Annotated in this window: 19 protein-coding genes; 18 read left to right on the forward strand and 1 reads right to left on the reverse strand. The window is 58.1% G+C overall.

The annotated features are described in order from the left end of the window. The first annotated feature begins 1 nt into the window (after position 1). The 18 genes from ACJ8PE_RS13060 (at position 2) to ACJ8PE_RS13145 (ending at position 22,005) form a co-directional block, all read left to right on the forward strand. Positions 2–1,057 carry an ABC transporter permease gene (locus ACJ8PE_RS13060; protein WP_099782439.1) on the forward strand — a complete coding sequence of 352 codons (1,056 nt, stop codon included), beginning with the start codon at positions 2–4 and terminating at the stop codon, positions 1,055–1,057. Positions 1,058–1,076: 19 nt separating this feature from the next. Then, entirely contained in the window at positions 1,077–1,985 is a 909-nt protein-coding gene (locus ACJ8PE_RS13065; protein WP_197793416.1) for a thiopeptide-type bacteriocin biosynthesis protein, read from the forward strand. Then, positions 1,972–3,318 (forward strand): YcaO-like family protein, encoded by a 1,347-nt coding sequence (locus tag ACJ8PE_RS13070; protein ID WP_050594440.1) that lies wholly within the window; start codon positions 1,972–1,974, stop codon positions 3,316–3,318. Before ACJ8PE_RS13065 ends, ACJ8PE_RS13070 begins: the two co-directional genes overlap by 14 nt. A 12-nt stretch (positions 3,319–3,330) precedes the next feature. After that, positions 3,331–3,948 carry a hypothetical protein gene (locus ACJ8PE_RS13075; RefSeq protein ID WP_021504405.1) on the forward strand — a complete coding sequence of 206 codons (618 nt, stop codon included), beginning with the start codon at positions 3,331–3,333 and terminating at the stop codon, positions 3,946–3,948. Continuing rightward, positions 3,948–6,350 carry a nitroreductase family protein gene (locus tag ACJ8PE_RS13080; protein ID WP_197793415.1) on the forward strand — a complete coding sequence of 801 codons (2,403 nt, stop codon included), beginning with the start codon at positions 3,948–3,950 and terminating at the stop codon, positions 6,348–6,350. The genes ACJ8PE_RS13075 and ACJ8PE_RS13080 overlap by 1 nt, the downstream gene beginning before the upstream one ends. A 1-nt stretch (position 6,351) precedes the next feature. Continuing rightward, positions 6,352–7,383: a PqqD family peptide modification chaperone gene (locus ACJ8PE_RS13085; protein ID WP_193160457.1), complete on the forward strand. Its 1,032-nt coding sequence runs from the start codon at positions 6,352–6,354 to the stop codon at positions 7,381–7,383. Then, the gene (locus ACJ8PE_RS13090; RefSeq protein WP_069101082.1) at positions 7,380–9,917 is read left to right on the forward strand and encodes a lantibiotic dehydratase; all 2,538 of its coding nucleotides are present in this window, start codon (positions 7,380–7,382) and stop codon (positions 9,915–9,917) included. Before ACJ8PE_RS13085 ends, ACJ8PE_RS13090 begins: the two co-directional genes overlap by 4 nt. Further along, on the forward strand, positions 9,910–10,125 hold the full coding sequence (locus ACJ8PE_RS13095) for a hypothetical protein (protein WP_033644030.1): 216 nt from the start codon (positions 9,910–9,912) through the stop codon (positions 10,123–10,125). The genes ACJ8PE_RS13090 and ACJ8PE_RS13095 overlap by 8 nt, the downstream gene beginning before the upstream one ends. Positions 10,126–10,131: 6 nt before the next feature. Continuing rightward, entirely contained in the window at positions 10,132–11,166 is a 1,035-nt protein-coding gene (locus ACJ8PE_RS13100) for an efflux RND transporter periplasmic adaptor subunit (RefSeq protein WP_197760219.1), read from the forward strand. Beyond that, entirely contained in the window at positions 11,159–11,869 is a 711-nt protein-coding gene (locus ACJ8PE_RS13105) for an ABC transporter ATP-binding protein (protein WP_273873521.1), read from the forward strand. Before ACJ8PE_RS13100 ends, ACJ8PE_RS13105 begins: the two co-directional genes overlap by 8 nt. Positions 11,870–11,928: 59 nt before the next feature. Next, entirely contained in the window at positions 11,929–13,023 is a 1,095-nt protein-coding gene (locus ACJ8PE_RS13110; RefSeq protein WP_197793413.1) for an ABC transporter permease, read from the forward strand. Then, on the forward strand, positions 13,020–14,189 hold the full coding sequence (locus tag ACJ8PE_RS13115; protein WP_197793412.1) for an ABC transporter permease: 1,170 nt from the start codon (positions 13,020–13,022) through the stop codon (positions 14,187–14,189). The genes ACJ8PE_RS13110 and ACJ8PE_RS13115 overlap by 4 nt, the downstream gene beginning before the upstream one ends. 354 nt (positions 14,190–14,543) lie before the next feature. Next, positions 14,544–18,545: a non-ribosomal peptide synthetase gene (locus tag ACJ8PE_RS13120; protein WP_197793411.1), complete on the forward strand. Its 4,002-nt coding sequence runs from the start codon at positions 14,544–14,546 to the stop codon at positions 18,543–18,545. After that, positions 18,542–20,107, forward strand: a complete 1,566-nt coding sequence (locus tag ACJ8PE_RS13125; RefSeq protein WP_197760222.1) for an MchC protein — start codon at positions 18,542–18,544, stop codon at positions 20,105–20,107. Before ACJ8PE_RS13120 ends, ACJ8PE_RS13125 begins: the two co-directional genes overlap by 4 nt. After that, on the forward strand, positions 20,104–20,538 hold the full coding sequence (locus tag ACJ8PE_RS13130; RefSeq protein ID WP_033644038.1) for a toxin-activating lysine-acyltransferase: 435 nt from the start codon (positions 20,104–20,106) through the stop codon (positions 20,536–20,538). Before ACJ8PE_RS13125 ends, ACJ8PE_RS13130 begins: the two co-directional genes overlap by 4 nt. Positions 20,539–20,583: 45 nt before the next feature. After that, positions 20,584–20,922, forward strand: a complete 339-nt coding sequence (locus tag ACJ8PE_RS13135; protein ID WP_044030693.1) for a hypothetical protein — start codon at positions 20,584–20,586, stop codon at positions 20,920–20,922. Positions 20,923–21,028: 106 nt separating this feature from the next. Next, positions 21,029–21,580 (forward strand): spermidine N1-acetyltransferase, encoded by a 552-nt coding sequence (speG, locus tag ACJ8PE_RS13140; RefSeq protein WP_033644040.1) that lies wholly within the window; start codon positions 21,029–21,031, stop codon positions 21,578–21,580. Between the two features lie 203 nt (positions 21,581–21,783). Beyond that, positions 21,784–22,005 carry a hypothetical protein gene (locus ACJ8PE_RS13145; RefSeq protein ID WP_033644041.1) on the forward strand — a complete coding sequence of 74 codons (222 nt, stop codon included), beginning with the start codon at positions 21,784–21,786 and terminating at the stop codon, positions 22,003–22,005. A 280-nt stretch (positions 22,006–22,285) separates the two neighbouring features. On the opposite strand, the gene pstB is transcribed toward ACJ8PE_RS13145, so the two are convergent. Next, on the reverse strand, positions 22,286–23,098 hold the full coding sequence (pstB, locus tag ACJ8PE_RS13150; RefSeq protein ID WP_004941613.1) for a phosphate ABC transporter ATP-binding protein PstB: 813 nt from the start codon (positions 23,096–23,098) through the stop codon (positions 22,286–22,288).

The raw sequence follows: 23,098 nt of genomic DNA on the forward strand, positions 1-23,098 counted from the left end.
CATGAGCCATAGCTGGCAGATTTATCGGCGCTTCTTCGGCGCCAACACCAAAGAATATTTACGCGATCCGCTATCAACCTTATTTTCTCTTGTATTGCCGTTATTTTTCATCTTTACCTTTGGCATAACGGCAAAAATTATTAATGGCAATCATCAACCGTTCTCCATGCAGGTGAGCGTTGTCGGAGACACGCCGGAAACAGAGGCTCTCTGGCTTAAATTGAACAATTATCCTGGCCTGGCCGTCCAGCGCCAGCTTCGAAGCGATCCGGAAGCGCTGGTGCGCGCGAATGAAGTGAACGCGGCGGTGAGTTGGGATGCAGTACAACAACGCCCTGCGATCACCACGACGGAATCCATGAGCTCCGTCGCTCAACTGGTTTCCGCCGCACTCAATCAGCAACCGGCCGACGCCCAGCAGCCGATACGCTTCATTACGCTGAAAACTGAGCGTTTCAACTATTTTAGTTTTATCTTCCCGTCCTTGCTGACGCTGGCCCTGTTGCAAGTCGCCTTATTTGGCACGGCGACGCCGCTGATCGCCGCGCGAGAAAAAGGCACTTACCGCTATTACGGCGTCATTCCGTTGCCGCGCTGGATTCTGCTCGCATCACAGGTCAGCGTCCGCCTGGTGATATCACTGGTTCAGATCGCCCTGTTAATGCTCATTAGTAGTCTGGTCTTTGGCTTTACCCTTGAGCATCCCCTGCTGTTTATCGTGCTGCTCGTCGCCGGCGCACTGTTGCTGGTGAGCTTTGGGTATGCGCTGGCCGGCTTATTCCGCACGAATACCGTCGCGACAATCGCCCTGACCTTACTCAACTTTTGGTGCATGTGTTTCGGGCAATTGTTCCTCGATCTGAGCGCATTCCCGCCACTCAAATGGTTAATTTTGACGACGCCGGTCGGTTTTGTCGCCGATGCACTGCGATACGCCATGAATGGCAGCGAAGGCGTATTCCCCTTCTTCATTAACTGTATCGGCATGGCGATATGGGGTGTGATCACGCTGTTTGTCGGCGTTAAGTGGTTCCTTTTCCAGCCAAAACAATCTTAAAAAAAACAGGTACGCAAAGATGAAAAACAGATCGGCATCTTGGCATTTTTACAAGCTGTATATCGGTAGCCATCATGATGGAATGGACTTTCTGATCACCCAGGGATTGACCCAAGCACTGGCGTACGCTCCTGATTCTCCTTGGTTCTTCTTACGTTATATCGATGAAAAAGGATTACATTTACGCGTTCGTTTTCTGCTGCAGGAAAAGGACAGCCAGCACCTGGAAACCGCCATTTACGCTGCGCTGCATGATGCGCTGAATAGCCTGCCGTTGCGCCCGGCCAACCTGTGGACGCCATTGGTCAGCTTCCGTGGCAACACGCCGTTTCCCACGCATGAACTCCCGGTCCATTGCGAACGCGCGGAATATGAGCCGGAAACGGACGTCTACGGGGGCGAAACGGGCATTGGCATCGCCGAAGCGCTGTTTCACCAATCCAGTGACATTGCCCGTGCCATATTGCTGGCCGAGGCAGGCGGCGGCATGACGCGCAAAGAGTTTGCGTTGCCCCTGATGCTGGCCATGTTGGAAACGTTCATTCCTGTTGCCCGGCGTTCCGCCTTCCTTGAAAGCTTCTCGACTTTCTGGCTGGCGGGCTCTGCGGATATCGGAATGATCAAAAACAGCTTTACCGATCGCGCATGGGAACTGATTGATGAAAACTCGGTTCTTCTGTCGCCGCAGATACGGCAAGACGCGCAAAGCGCCGAACTGGTGGATCGCTGGCAGTCTGCGCTAGACCAGACCCGGCGTAACTATGAACGCCATTGCGAACGATACAGTGACGGCCTCGCGAAAAATCTGGCATTCCAATTCATGCACCTAATGAACAATCGCCTTGGCTTAAGCACGCTGGATGAAGCCTGGCTGGCCGTGTTGCTGAGCAAAAGCCTGGAAAGCGGAGTTATTCATGCATCATCATAACTTTGCCGTTTCCGCGTCCATGCGCCAGAAATATCCGTTCATGTCGCTGCTCTCGCCGCTGACGGGCGTTGTCGGCAGCGTCTACCCGTTGGAACCGCAGGAGATGCATATCCCCCGCTTTTCGTCGGTTCTGGCCAGCCTGGGCAATCTGTCAATGCCATATCCCCATATCATTGACAATAAAGGCAACGACCTGCAAAAAATCGCGCTTGCCGGCTGCGGCGCCGATGAACACGTCGATATGGCGATCGTCCGCGCTGTCGCCGAAGCGGCAGAGCGATACGCCACCTGCGTCTACCATCCTCGCGATGTTTCGGTCGCCAGCTTCCGCGAACTCGGGGCTGACGGTTTGGCGGCCGACAGCCTGCCCCGTTGCAGCGAGGAGGAGCTCGCCGATCCGCTCTGCCCGGTCAAACCCATTGATGACGCCCAGCCGTTGCGCTGGGTGGAAGGTTACTCGTTGACGGACTCCCGCCCGCGCAAGATCCCGTTGATCATGTCGCATCTGTATGTGCGGCCCTGGGAAAGCGAGCGTTTCTGGTTGCCGATATCGACAGGCGTCGCGGCGCACACCGACCTCACCACCGCCACGGTAACCGCGATCAATGAAGTCATCGAACGCGATGCGATTGCCCTTACCTGGCTATTGCAAATGCCTTTAGCGCGCATCCGCTTCGATGAACCGGTACCGGATAGATTACAAGACAAGTTTTCACGCCTGGCGGCCAGTGGGCTGGAACAGCTGTTCTTCGATGCCACTACCGACATCGGCTGCCCGACAATCTACGGATTGCAGCTGCGCGACGGGCATCCGACCTCGGCCCAGTTCGTCAACTGCTCTACGGGGTTCGATCCCTGGGGCAGCTGCGGCAAGATTATCCGAGAAAGCGCCATGGGGCGTTCGGTACTCGAACATCAACTGCCGGTGCCGGACGATATACGCGATTTTATCGCTCTCGAACATGGCGCCATCTTCATGGGGCGAGCCGAACAGCGTTCCGCATTCGATTTTCTCACCGCCAGCGAGCGGCAGATGCCGATTAGCCGCCTGCAGGCCGGGCAACCGCAAACGCCGGCAGCACAGCTGAAAAAATTGGTGGCGCGTTTTCGTCAACTCAAGATGGACGTCGTGATAGCGGACATGACGACGGATGAACTGCGCGATGCCGGTTTACATGTGGTGCGCGCTGTCATCCCCGCCCTTTTGCCCATGACGGCATGCTATCGCGCCCGCTATCTCGGGCATCCGCGCCTACGGGAACAGCAGCAACGGTTGAGTGAACAATTAGGCAAAGCCGCCACGATAAATCCGTGGCCGCAACCTTTTGCCTGAAGGAGAGTGGTAATGATTATCGTCAGTGACACCGCGTTCGGCAATGACGTGGCCGATTATATGCACTGCCAGGAAGGGATCTCTCAACTGACATTGGCAACCGCACTGAACTATTCCTGGGCCGACAGCAAGGCTTCGTTCGTCGGGATCGCACTATCCGGCGGCGCGCCGCTTAAGCTTGAACAGCTCACCACGCAGCTGTTTCGCGCCGGGATCCCTCACGCTTGCACCGTGTTGAACGACCATATGCTGTTTTGCGGCCCCCTAGTCATCCCAGGCCGAACCGCCTGTTATGCCTGTGCGGCGAAGCGCCTGCTCAGCCTCGCCGAAACGCCGCGTACGGCAATGATGGATTTGAACCTGCAGCGATATCATGAACAGCAGCCGCAGAACGCATTGCGCGGATATACGCCGGCGCTGGTGCTGATGGCTGGATTACGGTTAAAGCAGTATGCGCAGCTCCCCGAAGACCAATTCGGCAAACTGACCGCCGTGAGCTTTGGCAGCAATCGCACCGCGAGCAGTTCCGTGGTGGCGTTACACGGCTGCAGCTGCCGTGAAAACCGGCATATTTCGCAGGCTCAGGGCACGGCCTTGTTGGCCGAACACCTGGAAGGAGCCTTACGCTAATGAAAGCCACTCATATGTCGACCGTCTTGTCGGGCGCACAGTTTAGCCACCATAACGATCTTTACGCTTTGCTGCCCAAGCGCCCCAAATTAATTCCGGAACTGATTTTCATTCCTGAAAGCGATACCCGCGTAGCCGTGTATGGCGCCTATCAGCCGCGCATCCTGACCTGCGTTCAGGGGATAAACACGCTGGCGGCCTTCCTCGAGCGCCTCGATGGCGTCAACGTGCTGGAAAGCGTGCTGACCGACGACGCGACCATGAGCCGCGAGAATGCCCTGGGCATGCTGTCCTTACTGTTTCGCTATGGCTTCCTTGAAGAAGGTGAAGGCCTGGATGACGGCGCCCCAAGCCATTTGGCAAGCTATTGCGGCCGCTTTGTCGACAATACCCGCCTGCACGCCAACCGCACTGCGGCGCTGCAGTCCGCCCGCCGCCGCAGGCTCGCCCTGGTTTGCCCGGAAGATGTGTCATCGCTACTGCAACACGCGTTGGCGCCTATGGCCGCCAGCATTGACGTTCTGACCGAGCGCCCAACGTCCAGCGCCCTCCCCTGGGATGATGCACTGATCATTTTTGACGGCAGCGAGTCCGACGTTTTCCGCCAGGCATGCGCCGATGGGTTGCACCAGGCCGGCGTGCGTTATCTGAGCTGCATCATTGGCGCGGATCGCACGCTGGTGGGCCCTTATACCCTCCCGAACATCAGCGCCAGTTATCAATGCGCACGCACGCAATGTGAGCAGCCATCGCCCGCCAACGATCGGCAAGAGGTGGCGTTCCGCGCCGTCTATGCCGCCCATGAGCTGGGGCAAATTCTGCTCGGGCTGTCCTCTGAAAGCTACCTCAACAAGGTCGTTTCCCATAGCCATCGGGGCGAGGGGGAGTACACCTTAGCCTATAAGGTCGCCCGCATTCCCGGTACCGCGCTAAGCGGTTTAGGCCATGCCGCCTATCTGCCGCCGGGGGAAGAGGCATTTACTGCCTGGCAGCACCATATCGGCACACGCTTGCCGCCGCAGGGCTTGTTGCCACCGCGTTCGCATCAGATGCACTTCACGCTGGATAACCTCAACCGCCACGCCTCAAGGCCGGTCAGGCTGCATGGGCAGCAGCATATCAACCTGCCCGACAGCGCATTGGCGGAGCGCTGTCCGCCGCCCTGGCGAATGTCGGCAATGCCGTCACAACCGTTGACGCTGGCCAATCTGGGCTGGTTGCTGCGCCACGCCACGGGTTATCAAAAAGGTGAAGACGGCACATTACGCCGCATCGCGCCCAGCGGTGGGCAACTGCTCTCGTGCGATATGTTTGTGGTCGTCCGCCGGCCGCTGCCGGAGATACCTTGCGGGGCCTGGTTCTATCTCGGTGAAAAGCACCAGCTCGTCAGGATTGACGGCATTGACTGCCAGCAATTGGAACACTTGCTCCAGCATCCCGAAGAGCCGATTTCACTCATTACCAGCGGCAACCTGAACCGCGTGCGCGGCAAATATAACGACTTCAGCTATAACATCGTTAACCTTGACGCTGGAGTGGTTAATCAATATTGCGCGCTTTCCGCGCGCGCGGCGGGCTGGACGCTGAGAGAAGATCATGGCGTCGACCTGCAATGGTTGGCGTCATTGATCTTCTTCACGCAACAGGATAACCCCCATATCCTCTGCCAGGTCTTGCATGTGCAAGCGCCCCCGTCACAGGGTGAGCCGTGCCCTGCTCCACTTTATGAAACGGCGAGCAGCCTGGTCGCCGTTAGCCACCGCCCACGGCCGGCCGCCGCGCCAGCGTCGCCCACGCCCGCTGCTCTTTCATCACTGGCGACTGTGCACCGCGATGAGCCGCTCTCCGCGTTGCTGGAGCGCCGCAGGGCGACGTATGACTATGCCGATAGCCCGTTCCCGGAAACCTGGCTGAATACCCTGATCGCCGTCGCGCATGCCGGCCTTGAACAAAGCCGCCTGCGCGGGATGCCGGCGTTGCCAATGGAACCCTGGATATTGCTGCCGGAAGCCAGCGGCGAACTTGCCGCGGGCATTTATCAGTGCAGTCAGGCAGATCGCCGTTACTGGCGGAAACGGGATAGCGGGTTTGGCCGCGCACATTTGGCTGATTGCATCAATCAATTAGCGTTCCATAAAGCCGGCGCGTTGCTGATGTGGGTTGCCGATCTTGAAAAGACCCTGCATGACCATGGCGCGGCGGGATACCGCATGCAGCTGCAAAACGCCGCGGCAAGCGCGATGCAGTGCTGGTTGGCGGCGCTGGACTGCGGCTTGACCGGAACGCTGGCGGGAGGCGTGATCGAAGAAGGGCTCATTCGCCACGCGGGCGCCGACGGCTATCGCGAGGCGCCGCTGTTCTGTCTAGTGCTGGCGTCCCCTCCGCCGGCAGAGGGTGTTTAACATGCCGCCTGCATCCCCCCTGTTGCGTTTAAACGAGGATGTGAAACTGATCTCTCCGCAGGCGAATGTGGCGCTGTTGCTGCAAGAAAACAGTAATGCGCCGTTAAAGCTGAGTGGGTTTTCTGCCCGGCTTGCCCAACAGTTGCAAGGGGGCAGCTCCATGGCGGCCCTCCTGGCGGAGCTGGCAGAACACCACCCTAACGCAACGCCCGAACAGTGCCAACAGGCGCTGTCCGCGTTTCTGCTGCGGTTGAAACAGGCGAATATGATCGTTGATGGCGCGCAAAAGCCACCTGCGGCGGCGAAAGTGGCCGGGCGATATCAGCTGCCTAACCCCGATCGCGCCGCACATAAAATCGCCACCGTGCTGCGGGTTGTCCCGCGCGGGTTAGGTTACGGCCTGCTGAGCCTCGCGATTGCCGCTGCCTTGTGGCGTTTCATCGCATGTTTGCCAGGGCTAAACGCCTGGCTGCTGCAGGGCGAATGGGCCAGCGTCCAACTGATGGTGATGCTTGTCGGCATACCGTTATGGCTGTTTTTGCATGAAATGGCGCATGCCGTCGTTTGCCGTCTTTACGGCTGCCCGGTTCTGGGGGCAGGTCTGCAATTTCGCGGCTGGTGGCTGCCCTCCGTGTTTGTCAACACCAGCGCCATCGCGCTATTCCCACTGCGCGGCATGAAGGCCTGGGTGGCGATGGCAGGGCCATTGATGGATCTCTTGTGTCTGGGAGCGCTCGCGGCGCTGAGTGAAAGCGCCGCCGCCACCGCGATACGGCCGTTACTGCTGTTGATACTGTTCGGCCTGCTTTTCAATCTCACCCCTTTTCGGCTTTCGGATGCCACGCGGGCATTTCGCGCCTTTGCCCAACCCGGCGCCAATAAGAAAACCCGCGAGTGGTCTGCCCGAGGCCGCCGCCTATTCCGCAGTTATTGCCTGCTTTACAGCCTCTGCATGGCGGTGGCGATGGGTTGGTTAAGCTTCGTGAGTTGGCAGAAGGTGAATAACTGGTTGGCATCTGGAGTATTATCATGACGTTACCCGCGCAGCCTTTGTTGCTCGTCGCCCCTTTTATCATGCTGCGCACCGCAGGCCTGCCGGCGCACTATGTCAGCCAACTTCCGGATGATTTATCCGCGATTATCCGGCAACACCACTTGCAGGAGCCGGCCTGGCGGCAACTCGGGCAGGCGCTTATCGCCAGGCTGCATGCGAATATCGCATTACCCTCGGCGGACAGCGTTCGCCAGGATATGATTCGCTGTCGCCGCCATATCTTCAACGATCGCTATTTCAACCTGTCTGCCGAAGTGCGCGCCTGGTTGGCGCATTACGACTCAGCCGCTCTGGAGCAACTGACCGAATGGTTGGCGATAGCGAATGAGCGCCGGCAGTTGGCGGCAACCTTTAACCAACGCTGGCAGCGTGTCAACGAACAGACGCAGGCCTTGTTGCTCAAAGCCGCCAACGAACCGGCTCTGCGCCGGGCGCTCTGCCTTGCCTCCCCGCAGTTGCTTTGCGATCTGGAACAAAATTGGCAGAGTTGGCCGGCCAAACGGCGCCGGCGCGTAGAGCGCTCCTTGTTTGCCTACATGATTCGAGCGGCGGGCAAAGTCAGCCCATTCAGCACCTTTTCCTCTTTTAGCCTGGTCCCGTTTGAAAGCTCGGCCGGCGAAGCCACTCTGCAAACCGGTGAAGGCAAGGTGACCTCGACCGTACACCTCAACCGCTCCATCGCATTAGCCTTGCGTGACGCGCTGTATACGCAGCTCTGGTTGGCGAAACATGATCTGCCGCTGTGCCGTAACCCCTCCTTGCAACGCATTTCCGCCAGCCAGATGCGCGGCCATTTCTATCGCTATGAGAAACGCCACGGTTTGTTATGGAACGAAGAGCAGCAATTTGTCCTGGGCCTGGAGGCAGCGGAAATCGACGCCGTTCTGAGCGCCAGCCACCAGCAAAGCTGGAGCGAGTGGCGAGCGCATTTCGAACTGGCCGGGATGGCCCCGCCCGAAGCGGAAAGACTGCTGAGAAAGCTGGTGCGCAAGGACGTCTTGCGCCCAACATTACAGTGGGGAACGCATCATCCTGCCCCTCTGGCCGATGTTTTGGCGCTGATGCCGGCGGAGCTCTCCAGCGACGCTCTGCGCAACCTGCCCGAACTGCCCGAACGCTTTGGTGCGGCAGAAAACGCGGAGCGCGTTGCGCTGCTTGAGCAGGCTCAACAGACGATTCAACAGAGCTGGGAGCGGCTGACCCGCCATCAGATGCCCGAAATTCGCAATATTTTATATGAAGACGCCTGGCGGGAAGGGATCAGGATGACATTGCCTGACGCTTTCATTCCCAATGTACTTGCCCGCGTAGCGAAAGCGGTGGCCAAACGCGCCACGTTGTCGCAGGAGTACCTCTGGTTGCTGCAGAACTTTATCGACAAATACGGCGCAGGTGGCCACTGCACCGATGTCTCATTGTTTTTGCAGCAGAGCTGGCAGGGATTTATTCAATTCACCCAACAACGTATCTCGCAGTCCGCCGCCACAACGGCCCGCTGGCGGCAGCACAATATCAACCCCGCCGCCCTGAAGCTGCCGGTAACGCTCTTCCTGCAATTGGATGCCCGTCATGTGGGGCAGCTAGCGCATCCCCGGGGCAAAGTGGTCATCAACAATGCGTATTCGCGTATCGGCTGGCAGTTGGCACGCACCACATTGACCAACGACAGCCAGGCCGACGACAGGCGCCATCAGCTGCAAAACTGGCTGCGCCAGTTCGCCGCGCCGGCGCTGCCATTAACCTTCAGCGTCAGCGGCGAGTCCAGCAATCTCCAGGCTCAGGCCCGCCTGGCGGCTCATCATCTGTGCCTGGATGAGCCGCCTCAGGTTGCCGGCGACCTGACGCTCGACCGGCTCCAACTGCATCATGATACGCAGAGCGGCCTGCTGAAGCTGACGGACAACCAGGGACAAGCGTTCCAATTATGTTACCTCGGCGCGGCGACGCCGATGGTGGCCTGGGGAACCAAATACCTGCTTACCGTACTGGCCGAACCGGTGCAGATTGGCCGCCCCGCCTACAAGCGATTGATGGCCAATGAGCTGGATCATGACTTCCGCCATGCCCCGCGCATGGAGGAGGAAGACTGTGTCCTGATCCGTGAAACCTGGTGGGTCCGCTCTTCCCGCATTTTCCATGAGCTGTCCGGGCATCAGGCGGCGGAGCATCCGGCGCGCCTGTTGGCATTGTTACTGAAGAACGGCATTCCGACAGACAGCTATGTGAACGGGCAATTCAACGATCATCTTAGCTGGCAGTCATTTAACAACGACAAGATTCGCAAGCCGATGTGGTGCAGGCTGGGCAATTCACATTGCCTTGACCAATTGCTGCTACTGGCGCGAAAAGTTGACTGGTTAGTCTTCCGAGAAGCTCTCCCGTCACCGGAAAACAGTTGGATGGAAGTGAAGAATGAAACCTATCTCACTGAAATTCACACTGAGATGGTCATCCCTGGCGATTACCTCGACGCCTCTCTTATGTCCCCTCTGAAGGAGAAATCCCATGCATAAAGTATCAGGCTTGCTGCTTATTATCGGCCTCGTCATGTTCGCTGTCGCCCTGGCCCTCAATATCTACAGTAGCTACACGGCGAGCAACGCCAACGGTGCGTCATTGTTCTCCACCAACTGGTGGGCGCGCTGGTTCCCACTTTACGCTTCGGGAGCCGCTCTGCTCTTCATTGGTGTGATCTTGCGTCTGACAGTAGGGGATCGTTAAGCACCTATGCGTTCCCCATCTTCAGAGGCACCGCGCAACGCCGCCCGCCAGCAGGCGTTGCACCTGCTGAACTCGCCTCATACTCCGCCGCGCGGGCAGCCATGGCGCAAAGCGGCGCTCGTCGGAGCGATTGCGCTGGCGTTAGCCTTAGGTCTCGTTGCCGGCAGGGCATGGTTTACCCAGCCAGCAGCGGCCGAGCGCGCCAGCGCCGCCGAGCCTCAGGCCAACACCGCAGCACCTGTCGAGCCAGCGCCCCCTGCGGCGGCCGCATCTGCAGTCACGGCCGCAGGATTCATCAAGGCCTCGCGCCTCTCCACCGTTTCGGCAGAGATTACGGGAACGGTGCAAGAGATTTATGTGCAACGCGGGGACAAGGTAAAAAAAGGCGAGCGATTGGCATCACTCGACGGGCGCTCGCTAAAAGCGCAGCTTGCGTCGCTCCAGGCCAGCCAGCAAATCGCGGCGGGCAAACTCGCGCAGACAGAGTCCCGCCTGCCGCGCGCGCGCAATCAGCTGCAGCGATTGAACCGTTTGTTGCCGCTCAACTATGTGAGCCAGGATGATGTCGACAGCGCCAAAGCGGAGTTGGATTCGTTCGAGGCGCAGCGCCGCCAATATCAGGCAGAATTACAACAAGTGGGCTGGCAGATAAAAGCCAGTGAAATCGACCTGTTGCGTACGATTATCCGCGCGCCCTTCGACGGCCAGGTGGTGTCGTTAGACGCCTCCCCGGGGGAAACGGTCTCGCCCATTTCCGCCGGCGGCGGTTTCACCCGCACGGGGATCGCCACCATTGTCGGTTTGGATGATTTTGATGCCGAAGTTTGGCTGCCCGAAAGCCAGCTGGCGAAAGTCGCGCCCCAACAACGAGTGACAATCAAGCCGGATGGCCTCCCCGATCGACAGATCTCAGGCACCGTCAGCCTTATCTCTTCGGTGGTGGATGAGCAACGCGCGGCGGTTTTAGTCATTATCAAGCTCGCTCAGCAACAGCCCTGGCTGAAACATAATATGTCAATTCAGGTAGATTTTTATGAATAAAACGGCAACCGCGCCGAGCGATCCGGTCGTGCAACTGCAACAGGCCGGCAAAGACTATAAAAAAGGGCGCGAGCACATCACGGTATTGCACGATCTTGATTTTAGCCTGCACGGCGGCGAGATGGTCAGCATCATGGGGCCATCCGGCTCAGGGAAATCGACGCTGCTCAATCTGGTCTCCGGCGTTAATGTCTGCGATCGGGGCGAGGTATTTTTGCAAGGGCATTCGCTGCATCGGCTGCGACCTGAAGAACGCACCTCGCTGCGAGCCCGCCATATTGGCTTCGTCTTTCAGTTTTATAACCTGTTGCCCGTGCTCAGCGCCGAGGAGAATGTCGCCCTCCCCCTGCACCTTTGGCATATGGACGCCAAACAGCGCCGGCAACGCGTCGACGCCGCGCTGGAGCTGGTTCAGATGGAACACCGGCGCCGCCACTTGCCGGATGAACTCTCCGGAGGAGAGCGCCAACGCGTGGCCATTGCGCGTGCGATAGCCACTAATCCGGATCTGCTGCTGTGCGATGAGCCTACCGGCGATCTCAGCCAGGAGGCGGGGGAGGAAATTATGGATATTATGACGCTACTGAGCCGGGAGCAGGGCAAGGCTATCATCGTCGTGACGCATGATATTCAGGTCGCCGCGCGGGCACAGCGCCAATTCCAACTCAGGGACGGCAAGCTGATCCGTAGGGATATGCCATGAGAGCCGTGTTTTACCTCTGGTTGTGGCGCTCCGCCACTGAGCAGTCGAGAAGATTTATCATGATCTTGCTGTTTATCGCCAGCGGCGTCATGTTGCTGCTGCTCATGCTGACCTTTGATCGCGCCTTCAGCTTAAAGGCAAACGATCCGCCCGGCGCAGACAACCGGCTACTGGTGCTGAATGCCCTCAGTTCCCAGATGCTGCTGCCGCAGTTTTATCATCAGAAAATGAGTCAACTGCCGGCGTTGGATCGGCTGAGCTGGGGAGTTTGGGTCGGTGCTTACTATCGCCACCCCGGATGGTTCGTGCCCGCTATCGCGGTAGAAGACCAACACTACTTCGCCATGATCCCCTCTTTAAAAATAGCGCCGGGCTTACTGGAGCGTTGGCAGAATGACCGGCAAGGCGTGCTGGTCGACAGCCGTTTTGCGGCGCAATACCGCTTAAAAGCGGGCGATCGGCTGCCGCTTTCATCCGCGATTTGGAAGCTCGCGCCTAACCCCATTCTCGATCTTTACATTACTGGCATCGTTGAAGAAACCCAAACCGATACCCCTCCCGCGGTCTGGATGCATTATGACTACCTCGACAGCGTGAGACAAAATGGCAAGCGGCTGGTGAGTTTTTTCATGGCGACCCCTAAACCCGGCATGTCTGCCGAGAACCTCTCCCGGCAGATTGATGCCCTGTTTGGCGCGGAGCGGTTGCGCGGCACCACGCAGACAGCCCCCGTACGCATGCATATAAAATTGTTTATGAGTAAATTGTTCGATTTCCATCGCGTGATTTTTTGGGTCAATCTGGCGCTGTGCCTGTTATTGGCGCTGCTGCTCAGCACCAACTTCTATGTCATGACGCATAAAGCCTTGAGCGACTACCGCACCCTTAATTATCTGGGTTTTCGCAAATCACAGTTGATTAAAGCGGTTGCCGTGCAACTCGGCGCCATCACCTTGGCGGGTGCCATCGTGGGCATAGTGTTGTCGGTTATTTTTATTCTGCTGTTGCCGACGCTGTTCCCCGCCGTATTAAACGCCGTTGAGCCGCATTTCCAGGATTATGCCATCGGCCTCCTGCTGGTCTTTATTTTATCCCTGGTCTGCGCATTGCCCTCCCTCTTGCAAATCGCTCGCCTGCAGGAGGAGAGAAAATGAACCCGCGTTCATCCTCGAAAATCCACCAGCTCGGGATATTGCTGGGCATTGGATTACGCAACCTGTGGCGGCGGCCGCTTTATTTCACCGCGATTCTATCCAGCTTCATTTTTCTCGCGGTCATTGTGACATCGTTATTTTCACTGCGCGCAGGGCTGATCGGCGCGCTGGAGTCGAGTGCGGAACCCGGCCTGTATTTTGCGCAAAGCAAAGACTCCTCTTCCGAACTGACCAGCACGATAACGCGAACGCAGGCGGCGCAACTTTCGCGCTTGCCCGGCCTTGTTGCGGCTTCGCCGGAGTGGGTTGTCCTGGTGCGGCTCCGCCCAGGCAACGTGGAGAAAGAGTATCTGGTGCGCGGCGTAACGCCGGCGGCATTCACGCTGATGAACGCGAACAACGGGCAACCGCTGGTCACCCTCACCCGCGGCAGAGCATTTCAGCCGGGGCAAAATGAGCTCGTCGTCGGCGCGTCATTGGCGCGGCATTATCCGGCGTTCCACGTGGGCGAGACCATACGCCTGCACGACCGCGATTGGAAAATCGTCGGTGAATTTACCACCGGCGGTTCGCCGCGGCAGTCCGAGTTCATGGCCGATCTGGAACATATCCGCACCAGCTGGGGCGCGGGGCTGGATTACAACCTGGTGGCATTGACCAGTAATGTCACCTCTGTCGAGCAACTGCAACAAGCCATCCAGGGGACGCTCAATGACCGAGTCGCCATTAGCGACAGCCGAACCTACTATGCCGGCAGCAGCGAAGGGTTGGGCCAGGTGCTGCTGTGGTTCGGCCTGTTATTTTCATTGCTGGCGGGGGTGTCGGTGACTGCGGGCATCATCGCGCTGTGTGAATCGCTCATCGCCAACCAACAAGACCAGCTGGCAATAACGCTGTTGCTGGGATTCGGCAGGGTTATTGATGTGTCTTATCTCTGCCAAACCCTCTTGCTGGGCCTGGCAGGCTCTTCCATTGGCGCCTTGTTGAGCATGTTGCTGTTCAACGGCATCACGTTCACCACGTTTGGCCACGCGCATGAGCTGGTGTTCCCCATGATGGTCAGCGGAAAAATGCAGATGATCAGTATCGCTTATGGCGTATTCATCAGCTTTATCGCCTCACTGTTTGTGCTGCCGGCCATTCGCGCAGCGACAAAGGGAAAATAATGCCGGGCGCAACAGAGAGCCGGCGAAAAGCAAGCCGCGCGTCGCCGCCGGGGGGCGGCCCAATAGCGATTAAAAAATGATAGCTACTTAATTTATTGCGGTATGCCCGGCGAAACGCGGCAGAAGATTTTGCGATGACCTTGGCGATAAGGGCAAGGCAATTTCCCCGCCGGTCATTGTCGCCAACGAAGAGCGCAGGGCATTCATTGAATGAAATCGCGCAAGGTGAAAAACCCAAAGCACTGAATATCAATTACACAGAGATATTGATTTGATTTTGCAGGCCAAAAGAAAAATGGAAAGCCTGGTAACAAGGCACTTGAGTACCACTCCAGAACAGGAGCCAGAGAAAAAATGAATGATTCATCCCTTAATAATACCCCCCTGGCGGACACCCAGCAGGGCGTATGGTATGCATCGCAAGCGAGCCACTCTTCCAAACTCTATGCGACGGCGCAAGCCCTGCGCCTGCACGGTGAAATTAATCGGACATTATTGCTCAACGCCATCGAACTGGCTCTGCAGGATATTGAGGTGCTCAACCACTGTTTCCTCGATATCGGTGGCACCCCGTCTTTCGGCATCCGCCAGCCTGCTGGCCGCGTGACCGTCTGCGATCTCAGCCATCACGCAGACCCGGAGGCGCTCGCCTGGCGCGCGATGGAACAGATAACGCAACGGGAACAGGGGCCGGAGAATTTACATCTTCATGAACATCAGCTGTATGTTTTGAATGAACGCGAAGCGATATGGTTTTCCCGAATACACCATATCGCTTTCGACGCCTACGCCTATTCCCTGCTCCACCGCCGTGCGGGGGAGCATTACCGAGCGCTGTTGCAAGGAACGCCGCCTCTCCCCTGCCGCTTTGTCAAACTGACCACGCTCTGCCAGGACGACGTCCTCTACAGGCAGAGCGCGCAATATGCGGACGATCACCGCTACTGGATGCAGCGCTGCGCGCAGTTGCCTGCGCCGACCTTTCTGGGTGCGCCAGCGCAAGCCATGGCCGAGCACACGTTGGAAGTCGAGACCGTTATCGATACCGAGCTGGCGCTAGCCCTGGGCAGCTTCTACCAAAGCAGCGGGATCGCGTTATCCGACATCTTGCTCAGCGCGTTCGCCAGCTATTTCTCCCGCTGTCAGTCGGGCGAGCGGCAACTGTTGTTCGGCCTGCCCTGCATGGGGCGGCTTGATACTTATGGTGCCCAGGCGGCGGTCACACGCAGCAATATCCTGCCGCTTCTGCTGGATTTGCCGCAACACGCGCACTTTCGCGACGTTTGCGCCACCGTCGCCCGCAGCCGGCGTGAGCTGCTCGCGCACCAGCGCTACCGCGGAGAATGGATCGGCCGAGCCATCGGCAGGGTAGGCGATACTCTGCCCCTTTACGGCATCGAACTGAACATCTTGCCTCCGCCTGCGACGCTCGATTTTGCGGAGCTAAGCGCCACGGTCAAACATATCGCCACCGGCCCCGTACGCGATCTTAACCTCCACCTGGAACTGGGTACGGACCTGCAACCGCGCCGCCTGCGTCTTATCGCCAATGCCGCGCGCCATCATCACGCAGAGCTGCAATTGCATGTGCGGCGGCTGTTGCATTGGATCATGCAGTTGGTTGCGGCGCCGACCCTTCCGCTGCAACAACTGACGCTGCCAGCACCGGCGGAACTGGCGTTAATCGCGCAATGGAACGACACCGCCCAGCCGTTACCCGCCAACACGATCCTCGGCCTGTTCCTCAAACAGGCTCAAGCCACTCCGCATCAGCTAGCCGTGCTCGACGAAAACGAACGGCTGAGCTATTCGGCGCTGGAACTGCGCTCACGGCGGTGCGCGCATGCCCTTGAACGCCATCTGCAAGGCGCTCGCGGCCAGGTGATCGCCGTCACACTTGAACGCAGCGTAGCCTTAGAAGTGGTTCTGCTGGCCATTATGCGTGCCGGCGCCACGCTATTGCCGCTGTCGCCCGAACTGCCGACGCGGCGACAGCAAAAGATGCTCGAGCAGGCCAATACGGCATTGCTGATAGCCGATCGCGCCGATGACGACAGGTTGCCGGACAGCGTTCCCCGGCTCGATCTCGCCGCGCTGTACTCACTAGCCGCCCATCAGGGCGACGCGGCATTGCCGCTCGTCACGCGGCAAAGCGGCGCAGATCCGGCTTATATTCTGTTCACCTCCGGTTCCAGCGGCGCCCCAAAAGGGGTGATCGTGAGCCATCTTGCCCTGGCCAATCGCCTGCAATGGATGCAGGCCGAATATCCTCTCGGAACGCAGGATCGCGTGCTGCAGAAAACGCCGGCCACCTTTGATGTGTCGATTTGGGAGTTTTTCTGGCCGCTGATCGGGGGCGCAACCTTGGTGATGGCGCGGCCCGGCGGCCATACCGATCCGGCGTACCTGCTGAATTGCATCGTGCAGCATCGCATCACAACGCTGCACTTTGTTCCATCGATGCTGGCGCTGTTTCTCGACGCCGTCGAACGCAGGCCCGAACCGCTGCCGCTGCTCAGGGTATTCGCCAGCGGGGAAGCCTTATCGCCGGAGCTGGCCCAACGGCAGCGGACATTGCTGACGGCGCCTTTGCATAATCTTTACGGCCCGACGGAGGCCGCCATTGATGTCACTTACCACGCGCTGAGCTGCAGCGACGAGAAGCGCAGCGTGCCTATCGGCCGCCCCATTTGGAATACGCGCATCCACGTGCTGGATCCCTTCGGCAACACCACCCCCATTGGCATCGAAGGGGAATTGCACATTGAGGGCATTTGTCTCGCTGACGGCTATGCGGGCCAACCCGAGCTGACGGCAGAACGGTTTTTCGCCACGGCGGACGGCAAGCGCCTTTACCGCACGGGAGACCTGGCGCGCTGGCGCCCGAATGGCGAAATAGACTATTTGGGGCGGCTGGATCACCAGATAAAAATACACGGGCAGCGTATTGAGCTGGAGGAAATTGACGCGGTTCTCAATCGACATCCGCAGGTGCTCCAGTCCTGCGCCGACATGCATGACGGGCGCATTGTCGCCTATGTCGTGGCCAGCGGCGCCGAGGCCGATGAAAAAGCCTTACTAGCGCTCTGCCGGGAATATCTCCCTGCCTACATGCTGCCGCAGTGCCTGGTGTTTCTCTCCGAACTACCGCTCAGCCGCAATGGCAAACTGGATAGAAAAGCGCTGCCCGCTCCGCAAAGCCCGCAATCACAGGGCGGTGGCATTCCCTCCTCCCTGACGGAGCAACGGCTGTGCGAATATTTTGCCGATGCGCTGCGCCTGCCTGCCGTGGCGCCTGAAGCCAACTTCTTCGAACTGGGAGGCAACTCACTGAGCGCCGTTGATGTCGCCGCCCGCATTAATGCCGGCCTGGGTTGGCAAATCACCATCGCCAGCATCTTTGCTCATCCTTCAGCCCGGGCGCTGGCCGAACAAGGCCAGCACTCAGCGCCGGATATGCTCGATGCCACACTGCTGCTGCGCCCTGGCGCCGGCGCTTCGCAAAACGCGCTGCCGACGCTGTTTTGCATCCATCCGGCCGGTGGCATCGCCTGGTGTTACAGCGGCCTGGCGCGTTTTCTCAAAACGCCGTGTGAAATCGTCGGCTTGCAAGCTCAAGGCCTGACGCCGGGCAGCAATATCACCCGAACGATGGATGAAATGGCCGCAGAATATGCCAGGCGCATACGCGCCCATCAGCCCGAGGGGCCTTACTGGATCATCGGGTGGTCGGTTGGCGGCATGATCGCCCACAATGTCGCCATCCACCTAGAGCAACAAGATCAGCAGGTCGAATTGCTGGCGATGATGGATGCCTATCCCAGCGATCTGTGGCGACGCTTCGCTTTTGAAACGCTCAATGGCGAAGAGGAGGAGAGCCTGGCGCTGGCCGCCCTGTTGTTCATTGCGGGCATCGCCTTGCCCTTCGATCAAGAATTGCCTTCGCTGGTCGTGCCGAAAGGCGAGATCCTGCAACGCGCGGAAACAATCGCCCTGTTGCGAAAACACGGCAGCGCCCTGGCCAGTCTGGATGACGGCACGCTCGACCGCTTGATTGACGTGGTGATTAATAGCCGCCGCCTGGTCGGCCAGTCGGAACACGGCCACTTCTACGGTAATTTGCTGTTCTTCACGGCAGCAGCGCCGCGCGCAGAAGACTGGTTGGATTTGGAGGCCTGGCGCCCCTATGTACATGGACGAATACAAAATATCGACATCGACTGCGATCACCCCGCGATGGCCAGGGCGGAAGCATTGCGCGATATCGCCGGGCATCTGGACGCCGCTTTCGCTCGTTTCGCGCAGCGCACGTCCGTATCAGAACTGAACTACACCATAGAGTACATCACCCAATGAGCGATTCTTTTTTACTTAAGGACCTGGCGGAAAATTTAGTGCCTTTCACGGCACACCGGGTTACGTCCTCTCTCATTTGGTCCGCCGAAGAAAAGGCAGACGGCGAAGCGCTGCACGCCGCGTGCAGCTATCTGGTCACTCCCGATACGCCAGGCGCCGTCAAAGTTTTCCACGCGGAACGTTACGGCGGAGGCGGTATTCAACGTAACGGCGGCGGCGCCCGCTGCGGTTTTGATGGCCGTTACCAGGTGAAAGGAATCGGTGCTAATCCGCTGGTCGGGCAAGGTTCGGATTGGTATCACTCCAATGGCGAACTGCGCGCCGAACAGGCGATCTATGAAGCCCTATGGAGCGAAATGCTGGCGCAGACGTTGCCTTATGGCGCCGCGCGCACCCACGCGATTTTGCTCACCGACAGCTATACCCATGGGGATTTCACCCGCACAAAGGGCCGCTCTCGCCGCGCCCTTCTGGTTCGCGAGCCCCTGGTCCGCCCGGCACATTTTGAACGAACGCCCTACTTCCGGCCCAAAGCGGAATATGCAGGGCAGCTCATGCATGACGTTCAACGGGTTAAATCCGTGCTTCGCCGCCTGCCGGACTATTTGCCGGTCCCCACCGCGGGCTTCAGCGAACAGGCCGCTCGCGATCCGCGGCGCCGCTGCCTTGAGGGGATGTATGAGCTCACCAAACGTCTGGCTCGGCAAATGGCGTTTTGCCGCACCCGCTTCCTGATGTTGACCACCTCATCCTCCAACATCACCATGGACGGTAGGGTATTGGATTTTAACGGGCTAACCTGTTTATTCCCCAGCGATCATCGTTACGATTTCGAATACCAGCTCAAGTTTGCACAATTGATGAGAGAACCGGCAATCATTCAGAACAGCCTATCCGAGCTGTGCTTCTACCTTGGGAAGTACCTGTTTGATCGGCCTTTCATTGCCATCGCCCAGCAACAGGTAAAAACCTATTTCTGGCATTTTTTTCAGCAGGCCTGTTGCCGCGGCTATTTGACGCTACTGGGCATTCCCATCGACCTGCTCTCACCGGCGGAGACGCCAAAACCCTTAGAGAGGCTGGCAAACAGTTTCCTGCAGCTGCTTATCCACCGTTGCCGAAAGCTCTATGTCTCAGCGGAAATGGCGGGAGACGAATCGCCGCTGGAACGTTTGGTCGTGACCTTGATTCGCTGCAGCCAAGGGCACCCCGTCCCCACGCATGACGATTTCTCACGGGATGCGCGTTTTATGGGCACCCTGCGCGCTTTCTCGCAGGTCAATCATTGGTTGGTCGAAACCTGCCGCGCCCAGGGAATCGATGCCACCGTTATTCAGAAAGGCATGGCGCAACAGGCTCGCCTCAGGCTGCGGCCCCGCCCCCAGTGCGGGAAAATACAGATGCTCAACGAAATCACGGCTCTGGTGGAGGCCAATGGTGATGACGACCAACGCTTGCGGCAACTGTTAACCGACATGCGGATAAAGGCGGTGGCCTTCGCCAAAGAAACCTTTGGCGGGCAGCCGCTTGTCATCCCCTCCAGGAGAAGTGAACCAGCATGACGCTCTATATTCGAGAAACCGCCGGCGGCCAAGATCAATGGTCAGACTATGAGCAGCTTGGTTTTGCCGTGAGCTGCATGTTACATCACCGAAATTACAGCCTTCATCCGATAAAAAGCGTTCAAGAGCGCTTGATATTTGCCATACAGCACGGGCAGATCAAGTTTCTTTTCGACACCAATGACCAACCGCTGGCCTATGTTCTCTGGGCCTGTCTGACGGAGGACACCGAAACGCAATTGCAACGCGATCCGGGGTTCCCACTTCACCCTTCCGAATGGAATGAGGGAGACAGGATATGGCTGCTCGATTTTTGTTGCAGGCCCGGTTTCGCACCTCAGGCAATCAAGCGCTTCAACAAGCTCAAACCCTGGGGAGAGGGCCAGGTGCGCTGGCAGAACAGAAAGAGAAAGGTAATGACGCTGGCCTGATCCGCACGGCCCGCTCCTTAAATAAAACGAATGGAGAGCCCCTCGATGGACGGATTTGTACTCATGGCGATCAAACGAATCGCGGTAGAAACGGCATTTTTCTGTGAAGGCCCCTATGACAGCGATAACGGATTTGAGCGTCTGATGGCCTGTAAAACCCGCAGCGACTTGAACAGTAGCGCGTTTGGTGATGTCTTCCTGCATTCGTTTCTTCGCGGCAAAAGCGTGGAAGAAATAAAAAGCGTTGTCCTAAATTCGGCAATTCAATTGATTGTTGCGATTAAAAAAGTATCGGCGGAAATCGCCGAACAAATTTTATTGCAGACTCCATTGCCACCAGAGGCCATAAGTGTCGCCAGGCCAGCTAATACCTGCACCGTCTGAAGTCTTAACCTTGCCTAAACGGCGCCCACGCGGCGCCGTTTTTTTTCGCCTTCATCCATTCTGTGAAGTTATACTTTGCACAATTTCACGGCACAGAGGAGCCCACATGTCCAGCACTGCCAGCGTCAGGTTACGCCCATTGGAACGGGACGATCTGTCGTTCGTCCACCAGATGGACAACAACGCCAGCGTTATGCGCTATTGGTTTGAAGAACCCTACGAAGCCTTTGTCGAACTTTCCGATCTCTACGACAAACACATCCACGATCAGAGCGAGCGCCGCTTTATCATCGAGCACGAAGGCGCCAAGGTCGGCCTGGTGGAACTGGTGGAGATCGATCACATCCACCGCCGCGCAGAATTCCAGATCATCATCGATCCCGCCCATCAGGGCAAAGGCTACGCCAGCACCGCCGCCCGCCTGGCGATGGACTACGGCTTCTCGGTGCTGAACCTGTACAAGCTGTACCTGATCGTCGACAAGGAGAACCCGAAGGCGATCCACATCTACAGCAAGCTGGGCTTCAACGTGGAAGGCGAGCTGATCGACGAGTTCTTCGTCAACGGCGAATACCGCACCGTGCTGCGCATGTGCATCTTCCAGCCGCAATATCTGGCGAAGTTCAAAACGCCGGGCGATAAGCCGCTGGTGAAGTGACGGTCTGCGAGAAAAAAGAGAAAACCCGCGCTGGCGGGTTTTTTATTGGCGAATAACCGGCTAGTATTCGGTGATGCCATTTTTACCGGAAAGTGAGCTGATAAAAAAGCCAAGAGCGTATTTAACCGGAATAGTGGATGAAACAGTAACGCACCGCAATAACAAGAACCTTTCCTCTGAATTTCTACGAAGGAGTAACGTAAATGGCTAAAGTTTCAAACCTGCTGCTTTTTATCGGCCTGGCGATGCTCGCCATCGCCGCCGGTCTAAATACCTATAGCGGCTACGCGCCTGCAGATCCCAACAGCACCCCGCTGTTTTCCCCGCTCTGGTGGACGCGCTGGTTCCCGCTCTATGCCTCGGGGGCTGCGTTGCTGTTGGTGGGGTTGGTATTGCGGGTTACGGCTAAAGGCCGCGCGCATTAAGGATTACCATTTCAGCACCGCCGAGCCCGCCACAGCCATTATCGACATGAACAATTATATTGATCATCACCGACAACATAATTGTGGTTGATAATAAATTGCAGAGAATGGATTGAATTCCACATGATGAAAAATGAATAAAACAAACTCGCCGGCAATCAGACTTATGCCATGCCTTAATTCATGCCGGCTTAATGCGCGGGTAAAATAAAACAGCAGACGTAGGCCGACTGCAACGGCCATTGCCGGCGACGGAGCGAAAACCTCCGTCGCTCTCCCCTCACCCATACCGCCCGGTAATATAATCCTCGGTGCGGCGCTGGCGCGGCGAGGTAAAAATCGCGTCGGTATCGTTGTATTCCACCAGCCGCCCCTGATGAATAAAGGCGGTGTAGTCGGAGACGCGCGCCGCCTGCTGCATATTGTGCGTCACCAGCACCACGCTATAGCGCTGCTTGAGTGCGGAAATCAGCTCTTCGATGGTCAGCGTGGAGATCGGATCCAGTGCCGAGGTCGGCTCGTCGAGCAACAGCACTTCCGGCTCGATGGCGATGGCGCGCGCGATCACCAGGCGCTGCTGCTGGCCGCTGGACAAGCGGAACGCGTTTTCGCGCAGCCGATCTTTTACCTCATGCCACAGCGCGGCGGCGCGCAGCGAACGCTCCACCGCCTCATCCAGCAAACGCCGGTCGCGCACGCCCTGCAGCCGCAGGCCGTACACCACGTTTTCATAGATCGATTTCGGGAACGGGTTCGGCCGCTGGAACACCATGCCCACCCGCCGCCGCAGCGCCGCCACGTCGATCTGCGCGCCGGAGATCGCCGCGCCGTTCAGCTGCAGTTCGCCCTCGATACGGCAGTTGTCCACCAGATCGTTCATGCGGTTGAAACAGCGCAGCAGCGTCGATTTACCGCAGCCCGAGGGGCCAATCAAAGCCGTCACCCGGTGCTTCGGGATACGCAGCGAAATATCATGCAGCACCTGTTTGTCGCCATAAAACAGGTTCAGGCCGTTGACCGCCAGCGCGGTCTGTTCATCGTCGAGATGCTGGACATCCAGCCGGGGCAAACTGCCTGGCGTCATCAAACCCAT

Source organism: Serratia sp. CY74737 (assembly GCF_052166775.1).
Lineage (GTDB): Bacteria > Pseudomonadota > Gammaproteobacteria > Enterobacterales > Enterobacteriaceae > Serratia > Serratia ureilytica.